Annotated in this window: 25 protein-coding genes; 15 read left to right on the forward strand and 10 right to left on the reverse strand. The window is 52.7% G+C overall.

Going from position 1 to position 26,629, the window contains the following annotated elements:
- Positions 1 to 318: 318 nt before the first annotated feature.
- Genes astE through astC form a run of 5 tightly spaced genes read right to left on the reverse strand, consistent with a single transcriptional unit; the run spans position 319 to position 6,346 of the window.
- Positions 319 to 1,287: a succinylglutamate desuccinylase gene (gene astE / locus D9734_RS14280; protein ID WP_130208316.1), complete on the reverse strand. Its 969-nt coding sequence runs from the start codon at positions 1,285 to 1,287 to the stop codon at positions 319 to 321.
- Positions 1,280 to 2,623: an N-succinylarginine dihydrolase gene (gene astB, locus D9734_RS14285; RefSeq protein WP_130208318.1), complete on the reverse strand. Its 1,344-nt coding sequence runs from the start codon at positions 2,621 to 2,623 to the stop codon at positions 1,280 to 1,282. The genes astE and astB overlap by 8 nt, the downstream gene beginning before the upstream one ends.
- The gene (astD, locus tag D9734_RS14290; protein ID WP_130208320.1) at positions 2,620 to 4,098 is read right to left on the reverse strand and encodes a succinylglutamate-semialdehyde dehydrogenase; all 1,479 of its coding nucleotides are present in this window, start codon (positions 4,096 to 4,098) and stop codon (positions 2,620 to 2,622) included. Before astD ends, astB begins: the two co-directional genes overlap by 4 nt.
- A complete protein-coding gene (astA, locus tag D9734_RS14295) occupies positions 4,095 to 5,129 on the reverse strand; it encodes an arginine N-succinyltransferase (RefSeq protein ID WP_130208322.1) in 1,035 nt (344 codons plus the stop codon). Before astA ends, astD begins: the two co-directional genes overlap by 4 nt.
- Positions 5,126 to 6,346: a succinylornithine/acetylornithine transaminase gene (gene astC / locus D9734_RS14300; protein WP_130208324.1), complete on the reverse strand. Its 1,221-nt coding sequence runs from the start codon at positions 6,344 to 6,346 to the stop codon at positions 5,126 to 5,128. Before astC ends, astA begins: the two co-directional genes overlap by 4 nt.
- Positions 6,347 to 6,791: 445 nt before the next feature.
- Here astC and xthA point away from each other — a divergent pair, with 445 nt between their 5' ends.
- The 9 genes from xthA (at position 6,792) to ynjE (ending at position 15,138) form a co-directional block, all read left to right on the forward strand.
- Positions 6,792 to 7,598, forward strand: coding sequence for an exodeoxyribonuclease III (gene xthA, locus D9734_RS14305; RefSeq protein WP_130208327.1), 807 nt, complete (start codon positions 6,792 to 6,794; stop codon positions 7,596 to 7,598).
- A 167-nt stretch (positions 7,599 to 7,765) separates the two neighbouring features.
- Complete coding sequence (locus tag D9734_RS14310) at positions 7,766 to 8,476, forward strand: TVP38/TMEM64 family protein (RefSeq protein WP_130208329.1); 711 nt, start codon at positions 7,766 to 7,768, stop codon at positions 8,474 to 8,476.
- A gap of 4 nt (positions 8,477 to 8,480) precedes the next feature.
- Positions 8,481 to 9,158 carry a lipoprotein YdjY gene (ydjY, locus tag D9734_RS14315; protein ID WP_130208331.1) on the forward strand — a complete coding sequence of 226 codons (678 nt, stop codon included), beginning with the start codon at positions 8,481 to 8,483 and terminating at the stop codon, positions 9,156 to 9,158.
- Positions 9,159 to 9,171: 13 nt separating this feature from the next.
- Positions 9,172 to 9,879 (forward strand): TVP38/TMEM64 family protein, encoded by a 708-nt coding sequence (locus D9734_RS14320; protein WP_130208333.1) that lies wholly within the window; start codon positions 9,172 to 9,174, stop codon positions 9,877 to 9,879.
- Entirely contained in the window at positions 9,879 to 10,427 is a 549-nt protein-coding gene (locus tag D9734_RS14325) for a carboxymuconolactone decarboxylase family protein (protein ID WP_130208335.1), read from the forward strand. The genes D9734_RS14320 and D9734_RS14325 overlap by 1 nt, the downstream gene beginning before the upstream one ends.
- A gap of 9 nt (positions 10,428 to 10,436) precedes the next feature.
- Entirely contained in the window at positions 10,437 to 11,603 is a 1,167-nt protein-coding gene (locus D9734_RS14330; RefSeq protein ID WP_130208723.1) for an ABC transporter substrate-binding protein, read from the forward strand.
- Positions 11,576 to 13,111 carry a thiamine ABC transporter permease gene (locus D9734_RS14335; RefSeq protein ID WP_130208337.1) on the forward strand — a complete coding sequence of 512 codons (1,536 nt, stop codon included), beginning with the start codon at positions 11,576 to 11,578 and terminating at the stop codon, positions 13,109 to 13,111. Before D9734_RS14330 ends, D9734_RS14335 begins: the two co-directional genes overlap by 28 nt.
- A complete protein-coding gene (locus D9734_RS14340) occupies positions 13,111 to 13,764 on the forward strand; it encodes an ATP-binding cassette domain-containing protein (protein ID WP_130208339.1) in 654 nt (217 codons plus the stop codon). Before D9734_RS14335 ends, D9734_RS14340 begins: the two co-directional genes overlap by 1 nt.
- Positions 13,765 to 13,830: 66 nt before the next feature.
- Positions 13,831 to 15,138, forward strand: coding sequence for a thiosulfate sulfurtransferase YnjE (gene ynjE / locus D9734_RS14345; RefSeq protein WP_130208341.1), 1,308 nt, complete (start codon positions 13,831 to 13,833; stop codon positions 15,136 to 15,138).
- Between the two features lie 8 nt (positions 15,139 to 15,146).
- Here ynjE and D9734_RS14350 read toward each other — a convergent pair whose 3' ends face one another.
- Positions 15,147 to 15,767, reverse strand: coding sequence for a CDP-alcohol phosphatidyltransferase family protein (locus D9734_RS14350; protein WP_130208343.1), 621 nt, complete (start codon positions 15,765 to 15,767; stop codon positions 15,147 to 15,149).
- An 87-nt stretch (positions 15,768 to 15,854) separates the two neighbouring features.
- Between D9734_RS14350 and D9734_RS14355 the strand changes: the two genes are divergently transcribed.
- Positions 15,855 to 16,262 carry a pyrimidine (deoxy)nucleoside triphosphate diphosphatase gene (locus D9734_RS14355; RefSeq protein ID WP_130208345.1) on the forward strand — a complete coding sequence of 136 codons (408 nt, stop codon included), beginning with the start codon at positions 15,855 to 15,857 and terminating at the stop codon, positions 16,260 to 16,262.
- Here D9734_RS14355 and D9734_RS14360 read toward each other — a convergent pair.
- Positions 16,228 to 16,500 (reverse strand): YnjH family protein, encoded by a 273-nt coding sequence (locus tag D9734_RS14360; RefSeq protein ID WP_130208347.1) that lies wholly within the window; start codon positions 16,498 to 16,500, stop codon positions 16,228 to 16,230. The two genes, D9734_RS14355 and D9734_RS14360, sit on opposite strands and share 35 nt — an antisense overlap.
- A 296-nt stretch (positions 16,501 to 16,796) precedes the next feature.
- On the opposite strand from D9734_RS14360, the gene gdhA reads away from it, so the two are divergent.
- Complete coding sequence (gene gdhA, locus D9734_RS14365) at positions 16,797 to 18,140, forward strand: NADP-specific glutamate dehydrogenase (protein WP_130208350.1); 1,344 nt, start codon at positions 16,797 to 16,799, stop codon at positions 18,138 to 18,140.
- Positions 18,141 to 18,242: 102 nt separating this feature from the next.
- Here gdhA and topB read toward each other — a convergent pair whose 3' ends face one another.
- The 3 genes from topB to D9734_RS14380 form a co-directional block, all read right to left on the reverse strand.
- Positions 18,243 to 20,204: a DNA topoisomerase III gene (gene topB / locus D9734_RS14370; protein WP_130208352.1), complete on the reverse strand. Its 1,962-nt coding sequence runs from the start codon at positions 20,202 to 20,204 to the stop codon at positions 18,243 to 18,245.
- A gap of 4 nt (positions 20,205 to 20,208) precedes the next feature.
- Positions 20,209 to 21,252: a selenide, water dikinase SelD gene (gene selD / locus D9734_RS14375; protein ID WP_053881872.1), complete on the reverse strand. Its 1,044-nt coding sequence runs from the start codon at positions 21,250 to 21,252 to the stop codon at positions 20,209 to 20,211.
- A gap of 116 nt (positions 21,253 to 21,368) precedes the next feature.
- Positions 21,369 to 21,920 carry an NAD(P)H nitroreductase gene (locus D9734_RS14380; RefSeq protein WP_130208354.1) on the reverse strand — a complete coding sequence of 184 codons (552 nt, stop codon included), beginning with the start codon at positions 21,918 to 21,920 and terminating at the stop codon, positions 21,369 to 21,371.
- Between the two features lie 161 nt (positions 21,921 to 22,081).
- Here D9734_RS14380 and sppA point away from each other — a divergent pair, with 161 nt between their 5' ends.
- From sppA to pncA, 4 genes are all read left to right on the forward strand, one after another.
- On the forward strand, positions 22,082 to 23,938 hold the full coding sequence (sppA, locus tag D9734_RS14385; protein ID WP_130208356.1) for a signal peptide peptidase SppA: 1,857 nt from the start codon (positions 22,082 to 22,084) through the stop codon (positions 23,936 to 23,938).
- A 115-nt stretch (positions 23,939 to 24,053) separates the two neighbouring features.
- Complete coding sequence (locus tag D9734_RS14390; protein WP_130208358.1) at positions 24,054 to 24,764, forward strand: SIMPL domain-containing protein; 711 nt, start codon at positions 24,054 to 24,056, stop codon at positions 24,762 to 24,764.
- Positions 24,765 to 24,895: 131 nt separating this feature from the next.
- Positions 24,896 to 25,912, forward strand: a complete 1,017-nt coding sequence (gene ansA, locus D9734_RS14395; protein WP_130208360.1) for an asparaginase — start codon at positions 24,896 to 24,898, stop codon at positions 25,910 to 25,912.
- 10 nt (positions 25,913 to 25,922) lie between these two features.
- Positions 25,923 to 26,564, forward strand: a complete 642-nt coding sequence (gene pncA / locus D9734_RS14400; RefSeq protein WP_130208362.1) for a bifunctional nicotinamidase/pyrazinamidase — start codon at positions 25,923 to 25,925, stop codon at positions 26,562 to 26,564.
- The last annotated feature ends 65 nt before the right edge of the window (positions 26,565 to 26,629 follow it).

Here is a 26,629-nt window from a genome sequence, read left to right on the forward strand (position 1 = left end):
CTTCCTTTCAGTTATTTGTTACGGCTTTCTTAAGTAACGTGCCGTGTTGACGAGATTAACTTTACTGAGTTTAGCGTCAATTAATCAGAGCAACGGTAAATCAATGAAAGTATAAAAAACATTTTTTCGCCAATTATGGAGAAAAAAAGAAAAATTGAAGGAAAGTGATGAATAAATATTACAAGACAATGATTTTGCAGAAATTATGAAGGACTATACCTGATAAATGGCGATAAATAAAGCAAACATCCAGGATTAATCCGTATTATTCCGAAAGTCGTTATTAAATACCCGCAGAAACCTTTCTGCGGGCAAGTGCTAGGTTATTTTTTCCAGCATTAATCCCGCGCGTAATCCCAACGCCACCAATGGATTGGGGAATAGCACATATTCAATATCATGAGTCACGGTAAAACGTTCCTCATCATCCTGCGCCAATAACGTTCCTTTCTTAAACGGCGTGAAATTCAGCGTCTCGCTCGCCATATGCAACTCGAAGGCAGCAGTGTGACGGGTAATCTGCGAAACCACCCGGTAACGCTGGGGCAGTTTTCTCTCTATACCGACACTTGCCCCTGCTAACAGCGCAGCAATTGCATTGGTGGTTGGCGCAAACTGACGAAGATCGTTTTGCCCAAACGGCAGTGCTTTGCCTAGCTCCAGCGTACACGCCAGTGCGCCAAAATGTTGGCAGCTGAAATGGGTAAACGTGCCGCCGGGCGCCTGATGAAATACCAACGCCTCTAGCCCTGCCGCGCCCAGCCATGTCAGAAAACTTTCGTCCCAGGGAATTTCTCGTTGCGGTAAAACACCAAACCGCTGGTGGTACGAGCCGCGGATGGCTGTATGCAGATCAAGATGCCAGCGAAATGACTCCTTCCCCTGCTGATAAAAATCTTCCAGGCACTGTTCCAGCTCGCGGGCGCGGCAGGTTTCGCTGCTTTCGGCAAATTGCTGCCAGCGTCCGCCAAACATCCGGTTCATATCGCTATGGCAATAGCGCTTTCCTTGCTTGAGCGCAGGGGGATTTCCGAGGATTGCCAACAAGCGCCAGCTTAACTTAATTTCACCGTGATAAATTGCGCCAAGTAAGGCGTCCAGCATTTCTACAGGCGCCGTTTCATTACCGTGGATCCCCGCCGAAATTACCAACGCGCCTTGCGGTGGGATTAATGGCGTCAGTTCCAGCACGCCATCCCCCAGCCAGCGCCAGCGAATACCGTTGATTTCTCTCTCGGTGATGACAGGTTTTTTACCCTCTAATGTCAGAGTGAGAAAATTATCCATTCTCCCCTCCCTCACGCTGGAACGGATAAACCGAACCGAGATTCAATAATTGAGTCAACGCATCCAGTGCTTCCCGCCCTTCGCGCAGCAATTGCGGGTCGGCCAGATCGGCAGCACTCAGACGATCGCGGTAGTAACGATCCACCCAGTCATTGAGCGCATTAAACAGCGTATCGTTCATCATCACCGCCGGATTCACCGCCTGACGTTCTTCATCCGTCAACACAACGCGCAAACGCAGGCACGCAGGGCCTCCGCCGTTCGCCATGCTTTCGCGCAAATCAAAAACTTTTAGTGAGCTTATCGGGTTATCCGCAGCAAGGAGTTCATTGAGATAACGCCATACTCCGGCGTGTTCCCGACACTCCTGTGGCAGCACCAGCATCATCGAACCATCATCGCGACTCAACAACTGGCTGTTAAACAGATAGGTCGAGACAGCATCCGGAACGGAAACCTGCGACGTCGGTACTTCTATCGCCATAAAGCCGTTGACCCGCGAACGCAGGTTTGCCAGTAATTGCGCCTGGCGAGCGAACGCCTGTTGATGGCAAAACAGCACCTGACGGTTACTCACGGCAATCACGTCATTATGAAAAACGCCCTGGTCGATAACGTCCGGGTTTTGCTGGGCGAAAATCACCTGCTGCGGATTAACCTGATTCAGCCTGGCTACCGCCTCGCTGGCTTCGCGGGTCTGCCGCGCCGGATATCGGGAAGGCCGCGTACCGTTACCCTCTTCTCGCCCGTAAACAAAAATCTGCATGCCCGGTTCGCCGTAATGACCGCCGAGGCGATTGTGGTTTGCCGCCCCTTCGTCACCGAGCATCGCCACCTGTGGCAACGCCGAATGGATGGTGAATTTCTCTTTATCGTTAAAAATGGCGTTTAACAGCGATTCGGTGACGGGGGCTTCCAGCGAACGGTGAAATTTATTGTTCAGGTTGGCGACCGTGAAATGTACTTTGCCATCCAGCGTATCGGCGGATGGCGCTACCGTGGCCGCATTAGCTACCCACATTGGCGATGCTGAACTGACGCTGGAAAGCCAGTGTGGTGCCTGGCGGGCAACCTTTTCCAGTACCTGCTCATCGCTGCCGCTGAATCCCAACTGACGCAGCACCGGAATAAACGGACGCTCGTGCGGCGGGATCACCGCCTGGGGAAATCCCGCATCGGCAAGGGCTTTCATTTTCAGTAAGCCTTGCTTCGCCGCCAGTCGTGGATTCGATACCTGAAAACGATGACTGGTGGAGGCTTCATTACCAAACGACAGGCCAGCGTAATGGTGCGTCAGCCCCACCAATCCATCGAAATTGACTTCCCAGGCATTCATCGCGCCACCTCATCAGAAAAATCAAGCCCGGGGTTAAGCGTTGCGGGCAACGTTAACGAGTCCGACTCCAGGCTCGCCATCGGCCAGGCACAATAATCCGCCGCATACCAGGCGCTGGGGCGATGGTTGCCGGAAGCGCCAATGCCGCCGAATGGTGCTGTACTGGCGGCTCCGGTAAGCGGTTTGTTCCAGTTAACAATTCCTGCCCGCGCTTCCAGTAATAGCTGCTCGAACTTTTCCCGTTTTGGGGAAACCAGCCCACAAGAGAGGCCAAAGCGGGTGTTATTCGCCATCTTTATCGCCCCATCAAAAGTGTCATAACGCCATACGCGAAGTAGCGGCCCAAACACTTCTTCATCCTGCACGCCTGAAACACCCGTCATTTCAACGATCCCCGGCGTCAGCAGCGATGTTCCCGCTTGTAGCAAACGTGGCGCAAGCAGCGTTTGCCCGCCCAATGCTTCCAGTTCCTGCCAGGCAGTAACAACCTGCTGTGCGGCCTGTTCAGAAATCAGCCCACCAATAAACGGCTGCGATTCGTCATCCCATTTCCCCGGCGTTAACCGCTGGCTGACGGCAACAAGGCGAGCAAGAAACGCATCGCCCTGCGCCCCGCTTTTCACCAATAAACGGCGGGCGCAGGTGCAGCGTTGCCCGGCAGTGACAAATGCCGACTGGATAGTCAGATGGACAGCGGCGTCGATATCCACCACGTCATCAATAATCAGCGGGTTATTGCCGCCCATTTCGAGGGCGAGAATTTTTTCCGGCTGACCGGAAAGCTGGCGATGTAACTGGTAGCCGGTATTGGCGCTGCCGGTAAACAGCAAGCCGTCGAGATCCTCCAGCGCACTGAGCGCCTGACCGGTTTCGCGCCCACCTTGCACTAGGTTCAGCACGCCCGACGGCAAGCCTGCCTGCTGCCATAAACGCATGACTGCCTCGCCGCTCCAGGGGGTTAGTTCGCTGGGTTTAAAGATTATCGTGTTACCTGCCAGCAGCGCCGGAACGATATGCCCGTTAGGCAGATGCCCGGGGAAATTGTACGGTCCAAACACCGCCAGCACGCCATGTGGACGATGCCGCAAGCTCGCCGCTCCATCCGGCATTTCACTACGCTGCTCTCCCGTGCGAGCGTGATACGCCTTGATTGATATCGCGATCTTATTGATCATCGCCGTCACTTCGGTTGCCGCTTCCCAACGCGGTTTGCCGGTTTCTCTGGCAATAATCGCCGTTAATTCGGCTTTGTTGCTTTCCAGCAGTACAGCAAATCGTTCAACTCTTACCTGACGATCGCCAAAAGAGAGCCGCGCCCAACGCGGAAACGCTGCACGAGCAGCCCGACAAGCCTGCTCAACCTGAGCAGCATCGGCATCATTGCCCTGCCATAACACCTCGCCCGATACCGGATTACGCTTCACGCGCTGTGCGCCCTGGCCCGTCACCCAGTCACCGTTGATCCATAAAGTCATGCTGTTTTCTCCTCTGCACACAGGCGCACCAGACGAACGCGATCCCCGGCGTGGCATTTGAGGGCATCCAGTTGTGCGGCGGTTAAAATCAAACGTTCGGTCGCCGGATCGGCTCGCACCAGCAACACGCGGAAATGGTGATAATTTTCATTGGCGACCAGGCAAGCCGGAAAATCGCCCTGTGCAGGTTGTCCTTCCGCTACTTCCACCAGCCGACTTTTGCGGATAGCGCGAACGCGGTCAATGTCACACTCCAGCGTCGGCCCGCCGTCGAAAATGTCGATATAGTTGCGGTAGCGAAAGCCCTCTTTTTCCAGCACCGCCCGCGCGGGCGCAGTTTGCGGATGAACCTGACCGATGACGTCCTGGGCTTCCTGGGATAAAAAGTCCGTATAGATCGGATGTTTCGGCATCAGTTCTGCAATAAATGCCTTTTGCCCGGTGCCGCAGAGAAAATCGGCGCGGCTAAAATCCATCGAAAAGAAGCGTTTACCGAGGCTTTGCCAGAACGGTGAATAGCCGTGTTCGTCAATCACCCCGCGCATTTCCGCGACAACTTTGTCATTAAACTTGTCGCGAAAAGCCGCCATAAACATAAAACGCGATTTCGACAGCAAATAGCCGTTGCCCTCTTTGCGCCAGTCTGGGTCGAGAAACAGCGTGCACAGCTCGCTGCTGCCGGTGTGATCGTTACTGAGAAACAGCGTCGGCAACGCGTTATAAACATTCAGCTCTTTTGAGGCGTGGACCAGCGTGCCGACGCGATAGTTGTACCAGGGATCGTTCAGCCCAACTGCCACCTCTATGGCGCAAATTCCCGCCACAGTACCTGTTTCACTTTCTTCCAGCACAAACACATAGCCCTGCTCGCTTTTGGGCAGTTCGCCCTGCCAGGTTTTGATTGCCCTTTCGATACGTGCCGAAAGCGTGGCTTCATTGGCAGGAAGCGACGTCAGGCCGCCGCCCGTTTTGCTGGCAAGCTGCATCAGCGCTGAGACATCTGAGCGCTCAACGGGACGGATGACCATCATGATGAACCTCGGCTAACAAAGTGTTCGCAGGCCGCAGCAAAACGATCCAGGCCGGTCGTCACTTCTTCTTCGCTGACATTCAGTGCAGGCGCAAAACGCACCACGTTGCCACCCGCAATCAGTACCATCACGCCCGCTTTCGCCGCTTCCTGAGAGATCTGTTTCGCTTGCCCGGCGTAATCGGCATTCAGCACACAGCCAATCAGCAGACCTAAGCCGCGAATTTCACTGAACAAACCGCAGCGGTGATTAATGGTATGAAGACGCTCAACAAACCAGTCGTGACGCTGTTTAACCCCGTTAAGCATTTCTGGCGTGTTGATGAGATCCAGCACTTTGCCTGCCACCGCCGAGGCCAGCGGATTGCCGCCATAGGTGGTGCCGTGGGTGCCAACGGTCATCACGCTGGCGCATTCTTCGGTTGCCAACAGAGCGCCAACGGGGAAACCGCCGCCCAGCGCTTTGGCGGTGGTTAACAGATCGGGCGTCACGCCGTAGTGCATATAGGCATACAGTTCCCCGGTGCGCCCGACGCCCGTTTGTACTTCATCAAAAATCAGCAAAGCATTGTGGCGGTCACACAATTCACGCAGACCTTGTAAAAACGCGTTGCTGGCGGGTACCACACCGCCTTCCCCCTGGATGGGCTCGACAATCACCGCACAGGTAGAGTCGTCAATCAGCGCGCTGGCAGAGTTAATATCGTTATATGCAGCATGACGAATATCCGGTGGCAGTGGCGCAAAATCCTGTGAATAGGCTGGCTGCCCACCTGCGCTGACGGTAAACAGCGTGCGCCCGTGAAACGCATTTTTAAACGCCACGATGCCGCTCTTATGGCTGCCGTAGCGGTCGTGGGCGAATTTACGCGCCAGTTTTAGCGCCGCTTCGTTGGCTTCCGCGCCGGAGTTACAAAAGAAGACGCGATCGGCAAACGTGGCGTCGATTAATTTTTTCGCCAGTCGCAGTACCGGCTCGTTAGTGTAACCGTTGCCGGTATGCCAGAACTTACTCGCCTGTTCGTTCAGCGCCTCGCGCAGTTCCGGATGCGCATGACCCAATGCGTTTACCGCAATGCCACCCGCGAAGTCGATATACTCTTTCCCCTGCTGATCCCACAAGCGCGAACCTTCGCCACGTACCGGTATAAACGGTGCCGGAGCGTAAACAGGTATCATCCATTCATCAAAGTTTTCACGCGTAATTGGCTGAGACATAGCGACCTCTACAGTAAATAATTCGTTATTTATATGTTAATAATAAGTAATGTTTACGCTGTAAATGTAGATTGCAGGGTTCATGCCAGCCAGGGGGAAAAGTGCATAAATGACGGTCACTAACTGGAAATCAATGTGTTACAACCGAACGATATGCACCTTAAGTGCATATAAAGTGAATATGTTTGCCATGTGGATGAATAAATAGAATAAAAAACGCAATGTTATGCAGAAGTAAAATATAATTCTGGAATTGTGATCATTGGCGAAATTTACTGGAAATTACTGCGCCATTCTGACGCAACCCGCACCAAAAGCGGGCATTTTCTGCGCCATCGTTGACATCATTAACAACCATCGATCAAATCACTTAACAACAGGCAGTAAGTCAGACGAATTTCTGCTAACATCCACGCACTCATTATCAGAATAAATGGCAGCGACTATGAAATTTGTCTCTTTTAATATCAACGGCCTGCGCGCCAGACCACACCAGCTTGAAGCTATCGTCGACAAGCACCAGCCTGATGTGATTGGCCTGCAGGAGACAAAAGTTCATGATGATATGTTTCCGCTCGAAGATGTGGCAAAGCTCGGCTACAACGTGTTTTATCACGGGCAGAAAGGCCATTACGGCGTGGCGCTGTTGACCAAAGAGACGCCGATTGCCGTGCGTCGTGGCTTCCCAGGCGACGGCGAAGAGGCACAACGGCGGATTATTATGGCGGAAATCCCCTCACCGCTAGGCAATGTCACCGTGATCAACGGCTACTTCCCGCAGGGCGAAAGCCGCGACCATCCCATAAAATTCCCGGCTAAAGCACAGTTTTACCAGAACCTGCAAAACTACCTGGAAACCGAACTCAAACGTGATAATCCGGTGCTGATTATGGGCGATATGAATATCAGCCCCACCGACCTGGATATCGGCATTGGCGAAGAGAACCGCAAACGCTGGCTGCGTACGGGTAAATGTTCTTTCCTGCCGGAAGAACGCGAATGGATGGAGAGACTGATGAGCTGGGGGCTAGTGGATACGTTCCGCCATGCGAATCCGCAAACAGCAGATCGTTTCTCATGGTTTGATTACCGCTCAAAAGGTTTTGACGATAACCGTGGTCTGCGTATCGACCTGCTGCTTGCCAGCCAGCCACTGGCCGAATGCTGCGTAGAAACCGGCATCGATTATGAAATCCGCAGTATGGAAAAACCGTCAGATCACGCACCTGTCTGGGCCACCTTCCGCCGCTAATTTCTCCGTTCTCCTGGCTCGCACTGGGTCAGGAGAATTAACCTTGAGAAAAATCAACAAACTGTCAGTAATGATTTGTTGCCCGCCGTCCTTTGTTATACCGTCACTACGTTTTTTAGTTGTCTGACCACTTCTCTATTATCAAGTTTGATATAGGAAACTCCACGATGAACGCTGAGCGTAAATTTCTTTTTGCCTGTCTGTTTTTTGCGCTGGTCATTTACGCTATCCACGCTTTCGGTTTATTCGATCTGCTCACCGATTTACCCCACTTACAGATACTCATTCGCCAGAGCGGATTGTTCGGTTATAGCCTCTATATTCTGTTATTCATCATCGCCACCCTCTTTCTGCTACCGGGTAGCGTACTGGTGATCGCCGGTGGAATAGTTTTTGGTCCGCTAACAGGAACGCTACTTTCGTTAATTGCCGCCACGCTGGCCTCATCGTGCTCATTCCTGTTGGCGCGCTTTCTGGGGCGTGATTTACTGTTGAAATACGTCGGTCATTGCCACACTTTTCAGGCTATTGAAAAAGGCATTACGCGTAACGGTATCGATTTTCTTATTCTGACCCGCTTAATCCCGCTATTTCCATACAATATTCAAAATTACGCTTACGGATTAACCGCCATCGCCTTCTGGCCTTATACCCTTATTTCGGCATTAACCACTCTGCCTGGAATAGTGATTTATACCGTGATGGCCAGCGATCTTGCCAGTGAAGGCATTACGCTGCGCTTTATTTTACAACTCTGTCTGGCGGGCCTGGCGCTGTTTATTCTCGTCCAGCTCGCCAAACTCTACGCCCGACACAAACATGTGGATCTGTCTGCTTCGCGCCGCAGCCCACTTACTCACACAAAAAATGAAGGATAGAACGATGTTGCAACATTATTCAGTGTCATGGAAAAAAGGACTGGCTGCGCTGTGTTTACTGGCCGTTGCGGGGCTTAGTGGCTGTGATCAAAAAGAGAATACGGCGGCAAAAGTGGAATACGACGGGCTTTCGGACAGCCAGCCGCTGCGTGTCGATGCAAATAACCATACGGTAACCATGCTGGTACAAATTAATGGGCGTTTCCTCACCGACGATACCCGCCACGGTATTGTGTTTAAAGATGGCTCCAACGGACATAAATCGCTGTTTATAGGTTATGCCACGCCGAAAGCATTTTATGAAGCCCTGAAAGAGGCAGGTGGTATGCCGGGCGAAAACATGACGATGGATAATAAAGAAACGACTCATGTCACAGGCAGCAAACTGGATATTTCAGTTAACTGGCAAGGGGCGGCAAAAGCGTATTCCTTCGATGACGTGATTGTTGACAGTAATGGCAAGAAACTGGACATGCGCTTTGGCGGTAATTTAACGGCAGCTGAAGAGAAAAAAACGGGCTGCCTGGTATGTCTGGATAGTTGCCCGGTCGGTATTGTCAGCAATGCGACATACACTTATGGTGCGGTGGAAAAACGCGGCGAAGTGAAATTTACCGGCAATGCGCAGGTATTACCGCCAGATAACACGCTGGCAACGGTGACCTTTAAAATCGCTGAATAAACCTGGATAAAGGATGATGAAAATGCAATCGCGTAAAATCTGGTACTACCGCATAACCCTCATCATCCTGTTGTTCGCGATGCTGCTGGCATGGGCGCTGCTTCCCGGCGTCCATGAGTTTATCAATCGCAGCGTTGCGGCGTTTGCCGCCGTGGACCAACAGGGTATAGAACGCTTTATTCAGTCTTACGGCGCACTAGCGGCAGTTGTCTCGTTCTTGTTGATGATTTTACAGGCCATTGCTGCACCGCTACCTGCGTTTTTGATCACCTTTGCCAATGCGTCGCTGTTTGGTGCGTTCTGGGGCGGCTTGCTGTCGTGGACCAGTTCGATGGTAGGCGCGGCGCTGTGCTTTTTTATCGCCAGAGTAATGGGCCGTGAAGTGGTGGAAAAATTAACCGGTAAAACCGTGCTTGACAGTATGGACGGCTTTTTCACTCGCTACGGCAAACACACCATCCTGGTATGTCGGTTATTGCCTTTTGTCCCTTTTGATCCAATCAGCTATGCTGCCGGTTTGACTTCAATACGTTTTCGCTCGTTTTTTATCGCCACCGGGCTTGGTCAGTTACCGGCAACCATTGTCTATTCTTGGGCGGGCAGCATGTTAACAGGCGGTACTTTCTGGTTTGTCACCGGACTGTTTATTCTGTTTGCTCTGACCGTGGTGATTTTTATGGCGAAAAAAATATGGCTTGAGCGCCAGAAGAGGAATGCCTGATGGGGTTACCACCGCTTAGCAAAATCCCTTTAATTTTACGTCCACAGGCGTGGCTGCATCGTCGCCATTACGGCGAGGTGCTAAGCCCCATCCGCTGGTGGGGGCGGATCCCGTTTATCTTTTATCTGGTGTCGATGTTTGTTGGCTGGCTGGAGCGCAAACGCTCACCGCTCGATCCAGTAGTGCGATCGCTTGTCAGCGCGCGTATCGCGCAAATGTGTCTGTGTGAGTTTTGCGTGGATATCACCAGTATGAAAGTCGCCGAGCGTACCGGCAGCACCGATAAATTGCTGGCGGTAGCTGACTGGCGACAAAGCCCGCTCTTCAGCGACGAAGAACGGCTGGCGCTGGAATACGCCGAAGCGGCAAGCGTTACGCCGCCAACGGTCGATGATGCCCTGCGCACCCGACTGACTACACATTTTGACGCCCAGGCGCTCACCGAGCTGACGGCATTGATCGGCTTGCAAAATCTGTCAGCCCGTTTTAATTCTGCCATGGACATTCCCGCTCAGGGGCTGTGCCGTATTCCTGACAAACGTTCTTAAGGAGAGATGATGCGCCATTGTGTATGGTTGCTGGGGTTGTTATCGCTGTTTTCTTTGGCAACACATGCCAGTGACTGGCAGGAAATTAAAAATGAGGCCAAAGGGCAAACCGTCTGGTTTAACGCCTGGGGCGGCGACACCGCGATTAACCGCTATCTCGACTGGGTTAGCGGCGAGATGAAAACCCATTACGCTATAAACCTGAAGATTGTTCGTCTGGCGGATGCCGCAGACGCGGTGAAGCGCATTCAGACAGAAGCCACTGCTGGACGTAAAACGGGCGGCTCGGTGGATCTGCTCTGGGTGAATGGCGAAAACTTCCGCACCTTAAAAGAGGCTAATTTACTGCAAACTGACTGGGCGGAAACGCTACCCAACTGGCGCTATGTCGACACACAGCTGCCGGTGCGAGAAGATTTTTCTGTGCCGACACAAGGTGCGGAATCGCCCTGGGGAGCCGCACAGCTGACATTTATCGCCCGACGCGATCAGACACCACAGCCACCGAAAACGCCACAATCCTTGCTGGAATTTGCCAAAGCCACCCCTGGTACGGTTACCTATCCGCGCCCACCGGACTTTACCGGCACCGCGTTTCTTGAACAGCTGCTGATTATGCTGACGCCCGATCCCGCTGCATTAAAAAAAGCGCCGGACGATGCCACTTTCGCCCGCGTCACTGCGCCATTGTGGCAATATCTTGATGCACTGCATCCGTATTTGTGGCGCGAAGGAAAGGATTTCCCGCCTTCGCCCGCGCGGATGGATGCTCTGCTGAAAGCCGGCACATTGCGCCTGTCGCTGACCTTTAACCCCGCACATGCGCAGCAAAAAATATCCAGCGGCGATTTACCCACCAGCAGTTACAGCTTTGGCTTTAGCGAGGGAATGATTGGCAACGTGCATTTCGTCACCATTCCAGCCAACGCAACTGCCAGTGCTGCGGCAAAAGTCGTCGCCAACTTCCTGTTGTCACCTGAAGCACAACTGCGTAAAGCGGATCCCGCTGTCTGGGGCGATCCTTCGGTTCTCGATCCTCAAAAACTACCTGCCGGGCAGCGTGAAACATTGCAATCAAGAATGCCGCAGAATCTGCCGCCGGTACTGGCGGAACCGCATGCTGGTTGGGTAAATGCGCTGGAACAAGAATGGCTACGCCGTTACGGTACGCATTAGTTTTTTTGCTGTGGGTGGTGATGGCGGTGATTTACGCACCGCTGGTTCCGTCGGCTTTCACGCTGATAACACCTGCCATGTCGCTGACGCACTGGCAGATGTTATTTGCCGATCCGCAGCTACCACAGGCATTACTGGCAACGCTGGTGTCGACAACCATCGCGGCGGTCGGCGCTTTGTTTATTGCCCTGCTGGTGATAGTAGCGCTATGGCCTGGGCCGAAATGGCAGCGTATGTGCGCCCGTCTGCCGTGGCTACTCGCCATCCCCCACGTGGCTTTTGCCACCAGCGCCCTGCTGCTGTTTGCTGACGGCAGCCTGGTTTATCAGTTTTTCCCTTTTCTCATTCCGCCGATGGACAAATTGGGTATCGGTCTGGGCCTCACCCTTGCGGTGAAAGAAAGCGCATTTCTGCTGTGGATCTTATCGGCAGCACTGAGTGAAAAACGCCTGGTGCAGCAAGTTATTGTACTGGATTCGCTGGGCTACAGCCGCTGGCAATGTCTGAACTGGTTGTTGTTGCCCTCCGTCGCGCCTGCGCTGGCAATGGCGATGCTGGCGATTGTCGCCTGGTCGCTTTCGGTCGTGGATGTAGCGATTATTCTTGGGCCTGGTAATCCACCGACGCTGGCGGTAATTAGCTGGCAGTGGTTAACCCAGGGCGGCATTGACCAACAAACAAAAGGCGCGCTTGCCAGCCTGCTGTTGATGCTGTTACTCACCGCCTACGTTTTGCTTGGTTATCTGCTATGGCGCGCCTGGCGATGCACGCTCCCCCGGGAAGATGGCATTCGCATGCCATCCACGCCTTTATTGCCAGGGAAGATGCTGGCGAAGTTGTTACCCTTAACTGGCGTGCTGTGTGTGATTCTGCTGGCGATCCTCGCGGATCAATCAACGATCAATCACGAGGCGCTGCTCAATAGCCTGACAATGGGACTGGTGGCGACACTCATCGCTTTGGTTCTGTTGCTGCTGTGGCTGGAATGGGGGCCACAACGTCGCCAGTTGTGGCTATGGTTGCCCATATTATTACCCGCCTTGCCACTGGTGGCAGGCCAGTACACGCTGGTGCTATGGCTCAACCTGGATGGTAGCTGGACGGCGGTGGTGTGGGGGCATCTGCTGTGGGTAATTCCGTGGATGCTGTTTATCCTGCAACCCGCCTGGCAGCGCATTGATTCACGGTTAATTTTGATTGCGCAAACACTGGGCTGGTCGCGTGTCAAAATCTTCTTTTACGTGAAATGTCCGCTGATGTTACGCCCTGCGCTGATTGCCTTCGCTGTCGGATTTTCAGTCAGTATTGCGCAGTATATGCCAACGCTGTGGCTGGGAGCCGGACGTTTCTCGACGCTCACCACCGAAGCGGTGGCACTAAGCAGCGGCGGCAGCAACGGTATTCTCGCCGCCCAGGCTTTATGGCAACTGCTATTGCCGCTTATTATTTTTGCCCTGACCGCATTAGTCGCAAAATGGGTAGGTTATGTCAGACAAGGACTCCGCTAATGCTCTGCGTGAAAAATGTTTCGCTACGTTTACCAGAAAGCCGCTTGCTGACAAACGTTAACTTTACAGTCAATAAAGGTGACATTGTCACGTTAATGGGTCCCTCAGGCTGCGGTAAATCTACGCTGTTTTCATGGATGATTGGTGCGCTGGCCGGGCAATTTTCTTGTACAGGTGAGCTATGGCTCAATGATCAACGTATCGATACCCTGCCCACCGCCCGGCGTCAGATTGGCATTCTTTTCCAGGATGCACTGTTATTTGACCAGTTCAGCGTCGGACAAAATTTACTGCTGGCGCTACCGTCGACGCTCAAGGGGACTGACAGGCGCAATGCCGTGAAAGACGCGCTTGAGCGAGCGGGGCTGGCTGAAACTTATCACCAGGATCCTGCGACATTATCAGGCGGTCAGCGAGCGCGGGTGGCCCTGCTGCGCGCCCTTCTCGCACAGCCAAAGGCATTATTGCTTGATGAACCGTTCAGCCGTCTTGACGTAGCTCTGCGCGATAATTTTCGTCAGTGGGTATTCAATGAAGTTCGCGAGCTGGCGATCCCCGTCGTTCAGGTAACCCACGATCTTCAGGATGTTCCTGCCGATAGTCCCGTTATGGATATGACGCAGTGGTCAGAAAATTACAACAAACTGCGATAACGCAAAGTTTTTCCCGATGTGTCAGTTCAGAATGGCGCACTCAAAACTACAATGTCGGGATTTTCGATGAAACGTGTTTCTCAAATGACCGCGCTGGCAATGGCTTTAGGGCTGGCTTGCGCTTCTTCGTGGGCCGCTGAACTGGCGAAGCCTCTTACACTTGACCAGCTTCAACAACAAAATGGCAAAGCGATTGATACTCGCCCCAGCGCGTTTTATAACGGCTGGCCACAAACCCTAAATGGCCCTTCCGGTCATGAACCTGCCGCCTTAAACCTTTCTGCAAGCTGGCTCGACAAAATGAGCACTGAGCAGCTCAACGAGTGGATCAAGCTACATAACCTGAAAACGGATGCCCCGGTGGCGCTGTACGGTAATGACAAAGATGTCGATGCCGTCAAAACGCGACTACAAAAAGCAGGCTTTACGCATATCTCTATCTTGAGTGATGCACTGAGCGAACCTTCCCGACTGCAAAAACTGCCTCACTTTGAACAGCTGGTATATCCGCAGTGGCTGCATGACCTGCAACAAGGTAAAGAAGTTACGGCGAAACCTGCGGGTGACTGGAAAGTGATCGAAGCGGCCTGGGGCGCACCTAAGCTTTACCTTATCAGCCATATTCCCGGCGCTGACTACATCGATACCAACGAAGTGGAAAGCGAACCACTGTGGAATAAAGTCTCTGACGAACAGCTTAAAGCAATGCTGGCGAAGCACGGCATTCGTCATGACACCACGGTCATTCTGTACGGGCGTGATGTTTACGCCGCAGCGCGCGTGGCGCAAATTATGCTCTACGCTGGCGTGAAAGATGTCCGCCTTCTGGACGGCGGTTGGCAAACCTGGTCCGACGCAGGTCTGCCCGTTGAGCGCGGTACGCCACCGAAAGTGAAAACGGAACCGGATTTCGGCGTGAAGATCCCGGCACAACCGCAACTGATGATCGATATGGAACAGGCGCGCGGTCTGCTACATCGCCAGGATGCATCGCTGGTGAGCATTCGTTCGTGGCCAGAATTTATCGGTACGACCAGCGGTTACAGCTACATTAAACCAAAAGGTGAAATAGCCGGGGCACGTTGGGGACACGCAGGCAGCGACTCGACCCATATGGAAGATTTCCATAACCCGGATGGCACCATGCGCAGCGCCGATGATATTGCCGCTATGTGGGAAGCGTGGAATATCAAACCAGATCAGCAAGTTTCATTCTACTGCGGCACCGGCTGGCGCGCGTCTGAAACCTTTATGTACGCACGCGCCATGGGCTGGAATAACGTCTCCGTTTATGACGGTGGCTGGTACGAATGGAGCAGCGATCCGAAAAACCCGGTAGCAACCGGTGAACGCGGCCCGGACAGTAGCCAATAACACGGCAATTACTGACGCTGAAGCGACTTCAGCGTCAGATATCCACTCCAAATCCGCGTAAATGTTGTCATCCAACAAAGCGCGCCAAATATCCATGCAAACCACGGGAAATATTCCGGAAAGAGACAACTTAAAACAAATAGCAAAATCGTCTCGCTGCCTTCTGTTAACCCGCCCAGATAGTAAAACGATTTGTGCGCATAACCGGGATTATCAATCTGATGTTTCGCCGCCAATGCAGCAAATGCGAGAAAACTGCTGCCCGTGCCGATAAACGCAAACAGCAGCCAGCCGCCCGCCAGCGCATTTTGTTCCGGTGCGGCGAGAATAAACCCGAACGGTACCAGCGCGTAAAAAAGAAAATCCAACGAAATATCGAGAAAGCCCCCCGCGTCGGTTAACCCTCTGCGCCGCGCCAGCGCACCGTCCAGACCATCAAGCAACCTGTTCAGTAAAATGGCAATCAGCGCCGCCAGATACCAGTCCAGTGCCAGAAACGGCAGTGCCAGCACGCCGATGGCAAATCCCACTAACGTTAAACCATCAGGTGTAATGCCAGGTTTATCCAGAACCCGCACGCACTGATGCAACAAAGGCTTAATTCGGGGATGAAGATGGCGGTCTAACACGGGTACTCCTTAAGAAATAAAACCCTTCAGCTCGGGCAACACTACGGATATTATGGCATTTTTCCTGTATTCGACCGTGTGTAATTTATGGAAATGATTGATGTTGTTGCCGCCATTATCGAACGGGATGGCAAAATTTTAATCGCGCAACGCCCTGCGCATAGCGATCAAGCGGGATTATGGGAATTTGCTGGTGGTAAAGTCGAACCAGGGGAAAGCCAGCCGCAGGCGCTGATACGCGAGCTGCGTGAAGAGCTCGGTATCGATGCTATCATCGGGAAATATGTAGCCAGCCACCAGCGGGAAGTTTCAGGGCGTATTATCAATCTTCATGCCTGGCACGTACCCGACTTCCACAGGACGTTACAGGCACATGAGCATCAGGCTTTGGTCTGGTGCTCACCTGAAGAGGCGATGCAATATCCGCTGGCCCCTGCTGACATTCCACTATTAAATGCTTTTATGGCTTTACGCGCCGCCAGACCAGCGGATTAGTGCTAATGGTTTTATCATCCCGCTGGCATTGCAGCAGTATTCCCTCTGCTTTAATCACTGCCCCTTCGGAATAGTTTTGATCCTGATAAACGCAGCACTGGTTACAGGGCTGCGCTGACTGCCCACCAGAACTAAACACTTCCGGCGGCACATTTACCTGCACATCCGGACGATAATGCTGATTAGCCAGCGCAAAAAACGGGAATACCAACGCTACGGCGAGCAATGCTCGATTCACAAGAAACTCCTTATATTTCGTTGTCTCTGCTACTGATAACGGTAACCTGGCGGGAAAACTTTAGCGTCTGGTTGCCGGATGCGACGTGAATGCCTTATCCACCAAATGTCCCCATTTTGGTAGGCCGAAGAAGATGTATCCGGCATTAGGCGGCGTTTATAAATTCCTCACATTATTAATTTGCTTTCCGGTGCCATTTTTTACTTGCTTACCGTCACATTCTTGATGGTATAGTCGAAAACTGCAAAACAAACAACATACGCACAATCGTCTTAATATATAAGGGTTTTATATCTATGGATCAGACATATTCTCTGGAGTCATTCCTCAACCATGTACAAAAGCGCGACCCGAATCAAACCGAGTTCGCGCAGGCCGTTCGTGAAGTAATGACTACTCTCTGGCCTTTTCTTGAACAAAATCCCCAATATCGCCAGATGTCATTACTGGAGCGCCTGGTTGAACCGGAGCGCGTGATCCAGTTTCGCGTGGTATGGGTTGACGATCGCAACCAGGTGCAGGTCAACCGCGCATGGCGCGTGCAGTTCAGCTCCGCCATCGGCCCGTACAAAGGCGGTATGCGTTTCCACCCGTCAGTTAACCTCTCCATTCTTAAATTCCTTGGCTTCGAGCAAACCTTCAAAAATGCCCTGACTACCCTGCCGATGGGCGGTGGTAAAGGCGGCAGCGATTTCGACCCGAAAGGGAAAAGCGAAGGCGAAGTGATGCGTTTTTGCCAGGCACTGATGACTGAACTGTATCGCCACCTGGGCGCGGATACCGACGTTCCGGCAGGTGATATCGGCGTTGGTGGTCGTGAAGTGGGCTTTATGGCAGGGATGATGAAAAAGCTGTCTAACAATACCGCCTGCGTCTTCACCGGTAAGGGTCTTTCTTTTGGCGGCAGTCTTATTCGCCCGGAAGCCACCGGTTACGGTCTGGTTTATTTCACAGAAGCGATGCTGAAACGCCACGGTATGGGTTTTGAAGGAATGCGCGTTTCCGTTTCTGGCTCCGGCAACGTTGCACAGTATGCTATCGAAAAAGCGATGGAATTTGGCGCTCGCGTGGTCACGGCATCAGACTCCAGCGGCACAGTGGTTGATGAAAGTGGATTCACAAAAGAGAAACTGGCGCGTCTTATCGAAATCAAAGCCAGCCGCGATGGTCGCGTTGCCGATTACGCCAAAGAGTTTGGTCTGGTCTATCTCGAAGGCCAACAGCCGTGGTCTGTGCCGGTTGATATCGCCCTGCCTTGCGCCACCCAGAACGAACTGGATGTAGACGCTGCGCATCAGCTTATTGCCAATGGTGTTAAAGCCGTCGCCGAAGGGGCAAATATGCCAACCACCATCGAAGCGACTGAACTGTTCCAGCAGGCAGACGTACTGTTTGCTCCGGGTAAAGCGGCTAATGCTGGCGGTGTAGCAACATCGGGCCTGGAAATGGCGCAAAACGCTGCGCGTCTGGGCTGGAAAGCCGAGAAAGTCGACGCCCGTTTGCATCACATTATGCTGGATATCCACCACGCTTGTGTTGAACACGGCGGTGAAGGTGAGCAAACCAACTACGTACAGGGCGCGAACATTGCCGGTTTTGTGAAGGTTGCCGATGCGATGCTGGCGCAAGGTGTGATTTAAATCATTAGCGCCGCATCAGGCATCTGCCGGATGCGGCGTGAACGCCTTATCCGGCCTACGAAAGGTACTGTATCAGTGAGTTGGGATTCAGGCATCCGACCTTTATGTTATCACTCCACTGCCCGCTTCATCTGCTGGCGGACTTTTTTTCGCACTACGTTTACGCGGAGCAGCCTTTTTCTTATCAGCACTGCCACCACTGCCCGGAGCCACTATGCCGCGAAACTGCCGCACCGGCGTACGTTTGGCTTGATCAATTAGCTGATATAGCGTCCCCACCAGCGGCTGCATAAAGTCCTGGTAGCGACACTGCTTTTCGCTGATTTGCGTCAGCACCGATTCCCAGTGTGCGGTCATGTCCGGTCGCGTAGCCATTTCTGGCAGCGAATGGAATAACGCTTTTCCGGCGTCGGTGGAGTGGATATAGCGCCCTTTTTTGCTCAGGAAACCACGCTTGAACAACAGTTCAATAATCCCGGCACGCGTTGCTTCTGTCCCCAGACCATCGGTCGCACGAAGGATCTTTTTCAGATCTTTGTCCTGCACAAAGCGCGCGATCCCGGTCATCGCCGAAAGCAGTGTTGCATCGGTAAAATGGCGTGGAGGCTGGGTTTGCCGCTCTACCACTTCACCTTTTTCACACAGCAACTCATCGCCTTTCGCGACTACAGGCAGTGGTGTGCCGTCGTTTTCTTCATCGCGCTCTTTGCTGCCTAACAGCGTGCGCCAGCCTGCTTCGGCAAGAAAACGGGCTTTAGCGACAAATTTGCCTTTGGCTATTTCCAGTTCGATAACACACTTGCGGAACACCGCATCCGGGCAGAACTGCATCAGGTATTGACGAGCAATCAGGTTATAGACCTTCGATTCGTTCTCCGTCAGGTTGATGGCAGAACTACGCGCGGTCGGGATAATGGCGTGGTGAGCATCGACCTTTTTGTCATCCCAGCAGCGGTTGCGTAAATTCGGGTCAACCACCGGCTGCGGCAATAGCCCCGGTGCATGAACGCTGATGGCATTCATCACCGCGTGGCGTCCGGCAAAATGTTCTTCTGGCAAATAACGACAATCGGAACGCGGATAAGTGATTAGCTTGTGCGTTTCGTATAGCTTCTGGCAGATATCAAGCACGTTCTGCGCACTCAGACCAAAGCGTTTTGCCGCTTCAATCTGCAACGCCGAAAGCGAAAACGGCAGCGGCGCGGATTCTGATTCCCGTTTATCGTTATAGCTGGTGACAATAGCCGGTTGACCGCTGATGCGGTTAACCACATGCTCCGCCAGCGGGCGATGCAATAAGCGCCCTTCTTCATCCTGGTACGGCTCGCACGCTTCACTCGGCTGCCAGATGGCAGTAAATCGTTCATCGGCAGGCGTCACGATGTGCGCTTTGACTTCAAAGAAATCTTTTGCCACGAAGTTTTCTATTTCTTCATCGCGCCGCACCACCAGCCCAAGAACGGGAGTCTGTACGCGCCCAACAGAAAGCACACCCTGATAGCCAGCATTGCGACCGAGAATGGTATACGCGCGGGTCATATTGATACCGTATAGCCAATCGGCACGCGCTCGCGCCAGTGCAGAAACGCATAGCGGTACAAACTCGCTATTGGAGCGAAGACGATCGATCGCCCGCTCAACCGCCTGCGGGTTCAGGTCGTTGATCAAGCAACGCTGAACTTGCTGGCGCTTTTCCGGTGCCAGTTGCAGGTAGTCCAGCACTTCATCCACCAGCAATTGCCCTTCACGATCCGGGTCACCGGCATGAACAATTTCGCTGGCTTCATGCAGAAAGCGTTTAATGACGTTAAGTTGTTTGGTTACGGAGGGGCGCGGTTGCAGTTGCCACTTTTCCGGGACAATCGGCAAATCCGCCAGATTCCAGCGCGCATAGCGGCTGTCGTAGACGTCTGGCTGCGCCTGCTCAAGCAGGTGACCGATACACCAGGTCACCACCTGACCATTGCCGCACTCGATAAAGCCATCGCCTTTACGGTGCGGTTTGGGCAGGACATCAGCAATAGCGCGTGCCAGACTCGGTTTTTCGGCTATAAACAACCGCATTGAATTAACGGATCTCAACCATGGCACGACCGCCACGCGCAGGCACCAGCTCGCCAATCGCCGTCAGTTCAATGCCAAACTCGGCTGCGGTAGCTTTGACTTCATTTTCAGCTTCCGGCATAACCGCCAGCAGCAAGCCACCTGAAGTTTGCGGATCGCACAACAGATCGCGCACTTCACGCGGCATTTCGCCCATCAAATGTCCGTAGCTGGCAAAGTTGCGTTCGGTGCCGCCCGGCACAGCGCCCAGCTTAATGTACTCTTCCACGCCCGACAGTTTCGGGATCGCTTCATAGTCGACGCGAGCCTGCACGCCTGCCCCCTGGCACATTTCGCTCAAATGGCCCAGCAGACCAAAACCGGTGACGTCGGTCATCGCTTTTACGCCTTCAATGTTGGCAAATGACGCACCTGCGATATTCATCCGGCACATCACTTCCGTCGCCAGCCCCTGATGCTCTGGTTTGAGCAGTGATTTTTTCTCAGCCGTGGTGAGAACGCCAATCCCCAGAGGTTTCGTCAGGAACAGTTTGCATCCGGCTTGTGCGGTACTATTTTTCTTCACTCGCTCGGTCGGTACGATCCCCGTAACCGCCAGACCAAAAATCGGCTCCGGCGCATCAATGGAGTGACCACCTGCCAGCGCAATCCCCGCCTGACGGCACGCATAGCGGCCACCTTCGGTCACTTCGCGGGCAATTTCCGGGGAAAGTTTGTTAATCGGCCAGCCAAGGATCGCAATGGCCATAATCGGTTTGCCGCCCATCGCGAAGATATCGCTGATGGCGTTAGTCGCCGCAATGCGGCCAAAATCGAAAGGATTATCAACGATCGGCATAAAGAAATCGGTGGTGCTGATGACACTGGTGCCATTACCAAGATCATATACTGCCGCATCGTCGCGGGTTTCGTTACCCACGAGCAAATTCGGATCAACAAACTTCGCCTGCTCGCTGTGCAGAATGGTTTCCAACACTTTTGGGGAAATTTTACAGCCGCAACCTGCTCCGTGGCTGTATTGGGTCAAACGAATCGAGTTCTCGCTCATGGACATCTCCTGTCAATGCAATCCGGGTATGGTAACCTTCATTCCGTGAAGTGATAAGTGAGAGTGTCTGAATTCCTGCGCCTTTGCTCATAATCCAGACAGTTTTGCGAAAATTATCAAAAATAAGTCACAAACGGCGTCGGATCCGGAACGTTAATCGACGTTGACGCTTTCAATTGCGGCGTGCCGAGATAGAGAAAGCCGACAATTTTATCCTGCTCCCGACAACCGAACGCCTCGCGCACCACCGGACTTTCGGTTAACCCGCCACTACGCCAGATGCCGCCAAAGCCCTGGGCAACCGCCGCCATTTGCATCGCCATAACCGCGCAACCTGCTGACATCTCCTGCTCCCAACGCGGGACTTTATGATTTTCTTCACATTTCGCCACCACGGTGATGATGAGCGGCGCACGGAACGGGGCATTACGGGCTTTGTCGATAGCTTTATCATCACTACCCGCAGCAATTGCACCCTGTTGCAGCACGATACTGAAACGTTCGCGGCCTTCCCCTTCAATCACAAAAAAATGCCACGGTTGCATGGACTTATGGTCCGGTGCACGCATTCCGGCACGCAGGATATTTTGCAGTTGTTCGCCAGTCGGCGCAGGTTCAGCCAGACGTGAGGCGCTTCGGCGGTTGATCAATAGTTCGAGTGCATCCATTTGATTAACTCCTGTCATGATGTTTATTCACAAAATTAACACGAGAGTGGATTTTGTTACAGCACAGTCCGCGATTCCTGCTGACAAGTGCCGGTTGGGTCATTACGATAACCACATCTATTGCACCTGCAACAGGTGTGACCTTTAGTCTGGGAGAATACATGCGAACCCTTTGGCGATTTATTGCCGGATTTTTTAAATGGACGTGGCGTCTGCTCAATTTTGTCCGTGAAATGGTACTTAACCTGTTCTTTATTTTCCTCGTGCTGGTTGGCGTGGGGATCTGGATGCAGGTCAGTAGTAGCGATACCAAAGAAACCGCCGGTCGTGGCGCATTACTGCTCGATATTTCAGGCGTGATCGTCGATAAGCCCGACAGTTCGCAGCGGTTTAGTAAGTTAAGCCGCCAGCTACTTGGCGCCAGTTCCGATCGTCTGCAGGAAAATTCGCTGTTTGATATCGTGAACACGATTCGCCAGGCTAAAGATGACCGGAATATCACCGGTATCGTGATGGATCTGAAAAACTTTGCGGGCGGCGATCAACCTTCCATGCAATATATTGGTAAGGCTCTGAAAGAGTTTCGTGACAGCGGTAAACCGGTTTATGCCATTGGTGAGAACTATAGCCAGGGGCAATATTACCTCGCCAGTTTCGCCAACAAAATTTGGCTGTCCCCGCAAGGCGTGGTTGATCTGCACGGTTTTGCCACCAACGGTCTGTACTACAAATCGTTGCTGGATAAGCTGAAAGTTTCCACCCATGTGTTCCGCGTGGGTACGTATAAATCTGCCGTTGAACCGTTTATTCGTGATGATATGTCCCCGGCGGCTCGCGAAGCCGATAGCCGTTGGATTGGCGAACTGTGGCAAAACTATCTCAACACCGTTGCCGCTAACCGCCAGATCTCTGCCCAGCAGGTATTCCCTGGGGCGCAAGGGCTACTTGCTGGCTTAACCGAAACGGGCGGCGATACTGCGAAGTACGCGCTGGACAACAAACTGGTCGACGCGCTGGCAACGAATGCCGAAATTGAAAAAGCCCTGACCAAAGAGTTTGGCTGGAGCAAGGCTGATAAAAATTATCGCGCCATCAGTTATTACGATTACGCACTGAAAACTCCGGCAGATACCGGCGACAGCATCGGTGTCGTCTTCGCTAATGGCGCGATTATGGATGGCGAAGAAACTCAGGGGAATGTTGGCGGCGATACGACTGCGGCACAAATCCGTGACGCTCGCCTTGATCCGAAAGTGAAAGCGATCGTTCTGCGCGTAAACAGCCCTGGCGGAAGCGTAACGGCTTCTGAAGTGATTCGCTCTGAACTGGCAGCTGCCAGAGCCGCTGGCAAGCCTGTGGTTGTGTCAATGGGCGGTATGGCAGCATCCGGTGGTTACTGGATCTCCACGCCGGCCAATTACATTGTGGCTAACCCGAGCACCCTGACCGGTTCTATCGGGATCTTCGGCGTGATCACCACTGTAGAAAACAGCCTTGATTCGATTGGTGTACATACCGATGGCGTGTCTACATCACCATTGGCAGATGTTTCCATCACTAAATCACTGCCGCCAGAAGTGCAGCAGATGATGCAATTGAGCATTGAGAACGGCTATAAACGCTTTATCACGCTGGTTGCTGATTCGCGTAATTCGACGCCAGAGCAGATTGATAAAATCGCCCAGGGCCATGTCTGGACCGGTCAGGATGCAAAAGCGAATGGGCTGGTCGATAGTCTCGGTGATTTCGATGATGCGGTTGCCAAAGCGGCTGAACTGGCAAAACTGAAACAATGGCATCTGGAATATTACGTCGATGAACCGACCTTCTTCGACAAGGTGATGGACAACATGTCAGGTTCAGTACGGACAATGCTGCCAGATACGCTCCAGGCCATGCTGCCTGCGCCGCTGGCCTCGGTCGCTTCAACCGTTAAAAGCGAAAGCGACAAGCTGGCGGCCTTTAACGATCCGCAAAACCGTTACGCGTTTTGCCTGACCTGCGCCAACGTGCGTTAATTCCTGCAAATATGTGGCCGATATGTTGTCGGCCACACTCCTGAACCGGACTGTCTTTCACTCCCTCTCTCCACTACATTCCCTTGCTCATTTAGCATCTGTCATGGAGTCATCAGTGAATAAGGCACCCTCTTTAATTGCCGCTATTGTCCTCGGACTGGGGATCAGCGCCTGTGGTTATTTTGTTGGCGATGGTGTTAAACATCTAAAAACCAACAACCGTTATGTGAACGTGCGGGGGCTTTCAGAAAAAGAAGTTCGCGCAGATACGGCTGAATTAACAATTGCTATCAACTTTAAGGGTAATGTTCCTGGCGAACTGTTCCCGAAACTTGAAGATGCGCAGAAAAAGATTGTTGCCGAATTCCACGCTCAGGGGATTAACGACAAAGAGATCAACGTGGGTCAATGGACAAGTAAGCGAACGGATGCCTTTTACCTCAAAGATGATCCGACGATGCCACGCTATAACGCTGACGGGTCTGTTACGATAAAAACGCATAACGTTGCTGCTGTCGAAAAAGTCGTCGCGAAACTAAACGACCTGCAAATCGCCACAGATGGCGCGATCGCTGATAGCAAAATCGCCTATCGCTTTAATGGTATTGGCGCAGTTCGCGCGGAGATGATTGCTGCCGCAACGAAAGACGCACGTAACGCAGCATTACAGTTTGCGACGGATTCAGGTAGTCAGGTGGGGTCCATTAGCGATGCGTCACAAGGCGTGTTCCAGATTTTCGCCAGTGGCAGTGACGAAGATGATCCCTCGGCGATTAACAAAACGGTGCGTGTAGTCACGACCGTAACCTATGCGTTGCAGGATTAACCATTTTTCTCCGGCGGAACGCTAATCCCTTTGTTCCGCCGGGCTTTTCTCATATCCACAGAGTATCCAGGTGCGCTTGCTGCCCCTCACGTATATACTTTTGCTCTTTCGGTATCATTCATATCAATATCATGCAAAAGAAATCAATTTACGTTGCCTACACGGGCGGGACCATCGGGATGCAGCGTTCCGAGCAGGGATATATTCCGGTGTCGGGCCATCTACAACGCCAGCTGGCGCTGATGCCAGAGTTCCATCGCCCGGAGATGCCGGATTTCACCATTCATGAATACACGCCGCTGATGGATTCTTCTGATATGACGCCAGAGGACTGGCAGCATATTGCTGAAGATATTAAAGCGCACTATGACGAGTACGATGGTTTTGTCATTCTGCACGGCACCGACACGATGGCGTATACCGCCTCTGCGCTGTCGTTCATGCTGGAGAACCTCGGAAAACCGGTTATTGTGACAGGGTCACAAATCCCATTAGCCGAGTTACGCTCTGACGGACAAATCAATTTGCTGAATGCGTTGTACGTTGCGGCGAACTATCCCATCAACGAAGTCACACTCTTTTTTAATAATCGCCTGTATCGCGGCAACCGCACCACCAAAGCCCATGCCGATGGTTTTGATGCCTTCGCGTCACCAAACCTTCCACCGTTACTGGAAGCGGGTATTCATATTCGCCGTTTAAATACACCGCCCGCCCCACACGGCACTGGTGAGCTGATCGTTCATCCGATTACACCACAGCCGATCGGCGTAGTGACGATTTATCCAGGGATTTCTGCTGACGTCGTACGTAACTTCCTGCGTCAACCGGTTAAGGCGTTGATTCTGCGCTCTTATGGCGTGGGTAATGCGCCGCAAAACAAAGCATTCCTGCAAGAATTACAAGAAGCCAGCGATCGCGGAATTGTGGTGGTTAACCTGACACAATGCATGTCCGGTAAAGTCAATATGGGCGGTTATGCCACCGGTAACGCCCTCGCCCATGCCGGTGTTATTGGCGGTGCGGATATGACCGTAGAAGCCACGCTAACCAAACTGCACTACCTGCTCAGCCAGGGACTGGATACCGAAACCATTCGCAAGGCCATGAGCCAAAACCTGCGCGGCGAACTGACGCCGGATGATTAAGGAGACTGTAATGCCCCAACGCGCTCTGTTACTGGTCGATTTACAAAATGATTTCTGCGCTGGCGGTGCGCTGGCTGTTGCCGAAGGCGATAGCACGGTTGATGTTGCTAATGCCCTGATAAGTTGGTGCAAAGCACGCGGTGAAGCGGTCGTCGCCAGTCAGGACTGGCATCCGGCCAATCACGGCAGCTTCGCCAGCCAGCAAGGTGTAGAGCCTTATACACAGGGTCAGCTTGATGGCCTACCGCAAACCTTCTGGCCCGATCACTGTGTGCAACACAGCGAAGGTGCAGCGTTGCACCCTCTGCTGGCGCAAAAGTCGATTGATGCCGTGTTTCACAAAGGCGAAAATCCTTTAGTCGACAGTTACAGTGCCTTTTTTGATAACGGGCGGCGGCAGAAAACCGAGCTCGATGGCTGGTTGCGCGACCATGAAATCAATGAACTGATCATTATGGGGCTGGCTACGGACTATTGCGTGAAGTTTACCGTCCTGGACGCGTTACAGTTACGTTATAAGGTGAACGTGATTACCGATGGCTGTCGCGGTGTGAATATCCAGCCACAGGACAGTGCGCACGCGTTTATGGAGATGTCAGCCGCTGGGGCAACATTGTACACGCTGGCAGACTGGGAAGAGACGCAGGGATAAAATTAGTCAGATCCATCTCTGGCCTACAATTCCTTAATTACATCGTAGGCCAGATAAACACGCCA

This window comes from Escherichia sp. E14S1, from assembly GCF_004211995.1.
In the GTDB taxonomy this organism is placed as follows: domain Bacteria; phylum Pseudomonadota; class Gammaproteobacteria; order Enterobacterales; family Enterobacteriaceae; genus Escherichia.

Bases quoted from the DNA above. Each gene is read 5' to 3' on its own strand.
- astE (WP_130208316.1), bottom strand. From the start codon at position 1,287: ATGGATAATTTTCTCACTCTGACATTAGAGGGTAAAAAACCTGTCATC.
- astB (WP_130208318.1), bottom strand. From the start codon at position 2,623: ATGAATGCCTGGGAAGTCAATTTCGATGGATTGGTGGGGCTGACGCAC.
- astD (WP_130208320.1), bottom strand. From the start codon at position 4,098: ATGACTTTATGGATCAACGGTGACTGGGTGACGGGCCAGGGCGCACAG.
- astA (WP_130208322.1), bottom strand. From the start codon at position 5,129: ATGATGGTCATCCGTCCCGTTGAGCGCTCAGATGTCTCAGCGCTGATG.
- astC (WP_130208324.1), bottom strand. From the start codon at position 6,346: ATGTCTCAGCCAATTACGCGTGAAAACTTTGATGAATGGATGATACCT.
- xthA (WP_130208327.1), top strand. From the start codon at position 6,792: ATGAAATTTGTCTCTTTTAATATCAACGGCCTGCGCGCCAGACCACAC.
- D9734_RS14310 (WP_130208329.1), top strand. From the start codon at position 7,766: ATGAACGCTGAGCGTAAATTTCTTTTTGCCTGTCTGTTTTTTGCGCTG.
- ydjY (WP_130208331.1), top strand. From the start codon at position 8,481: ATGTTGCAACATTATTCAGTGTCATGGAAAAAAGGACTGGCTGCGCTG.
- D9734_RS14320 (WP_130208333.1), top strand. From the start codon at position 9,172: ATGATGAAAATGCAATCGCGTAAAATCTGGTACTACCGCATAACCCTC.
- D9734_RS14325 (WP_130208335.1), top strand. From the start codon at position 9,879: ATGGGGTTACCACCGCTTAGCAAAATCCCTTTAATTTTACGTCCACAG.
- D9734_RS14330 (WP_130208723.1), top strand. From the start codon at position 10,437: ATGCGCCATTGTGTATGGTTGCTGGGGTTGTTATCGCTGTTTTCTTTG.
- D9734_RS14335 (WP_130208337.1), top strand. From the start codon at position 11,576: ATGGCTACGCCGTTACGGTACGCATTAGTTTTTTTGCTGTGGGTGGTG.
- D9734_RS14340 (WP_130208339.1), top strand. From the start codon at position 13,111: ATGCTCTGCGTGAAAAATGTTTCGCTACGTTTACCAGAAAGCCGCTTG.
- ynjE (WP_130208341.1), top strand. From the start codon at position 13,831: ATGAAACGTGTTTCTCAAATGACCGCGCTGGCAATGGCTTTAGGGCTG.
- D9734_RS14355 (WP_130208345.1), top strand. From the start codon at position 15,855: ATGGAAATGATTGATGTTGTTGCCGCCATTATCGAACGGGATGGCAAA.
- gdhA (WP_130208350.1), top strand. From the start codon at position 16,797: ATGGATCAGACATATTCTCTGGAGTCATTCCTCAACCATGTACAAAAG.
- topB (WP_130208352.1), bottom strand. From the start codon at position 20,204: ATGCGGTTGTTTATAGCCGAAAAACCGAGTCTGGCACGCGCTATTGCT.
- selD (WP_053881872.1), bottom strand. From the start codon at position 21,252: ATGAGCGAGAACTCGATTCGTTTGACCCAATACAGCCACGGAGCAGGT.
- D9734_RS14380 (WP_130208354.1), bottom strand. From the start codon at position 21,920: ATGGATGCACTCGAACTATTGATCAACCGCCGAAGCGCCTCACGTCTG.
- sppA (WP_130208356.1), top strand. From the start codon at position 22,082: ATGCGAACCCTTTGGCGATTTATTGCCGGATTTTTTAAATGGACGTGG.
- ansA (WP_130208360.1), top strand. From the start codon at position 24,896: ATGCAAAAGAAATCAATTTACGTTGCCTACACGGGCGGGACCATCGGG.
- pncA (WP_130208362.1), top strand. From the start codon at position 25,923: ATGCCCCAACGCGCTCTGTTACTGGTCGATTTACAAAATGATTTCTGC.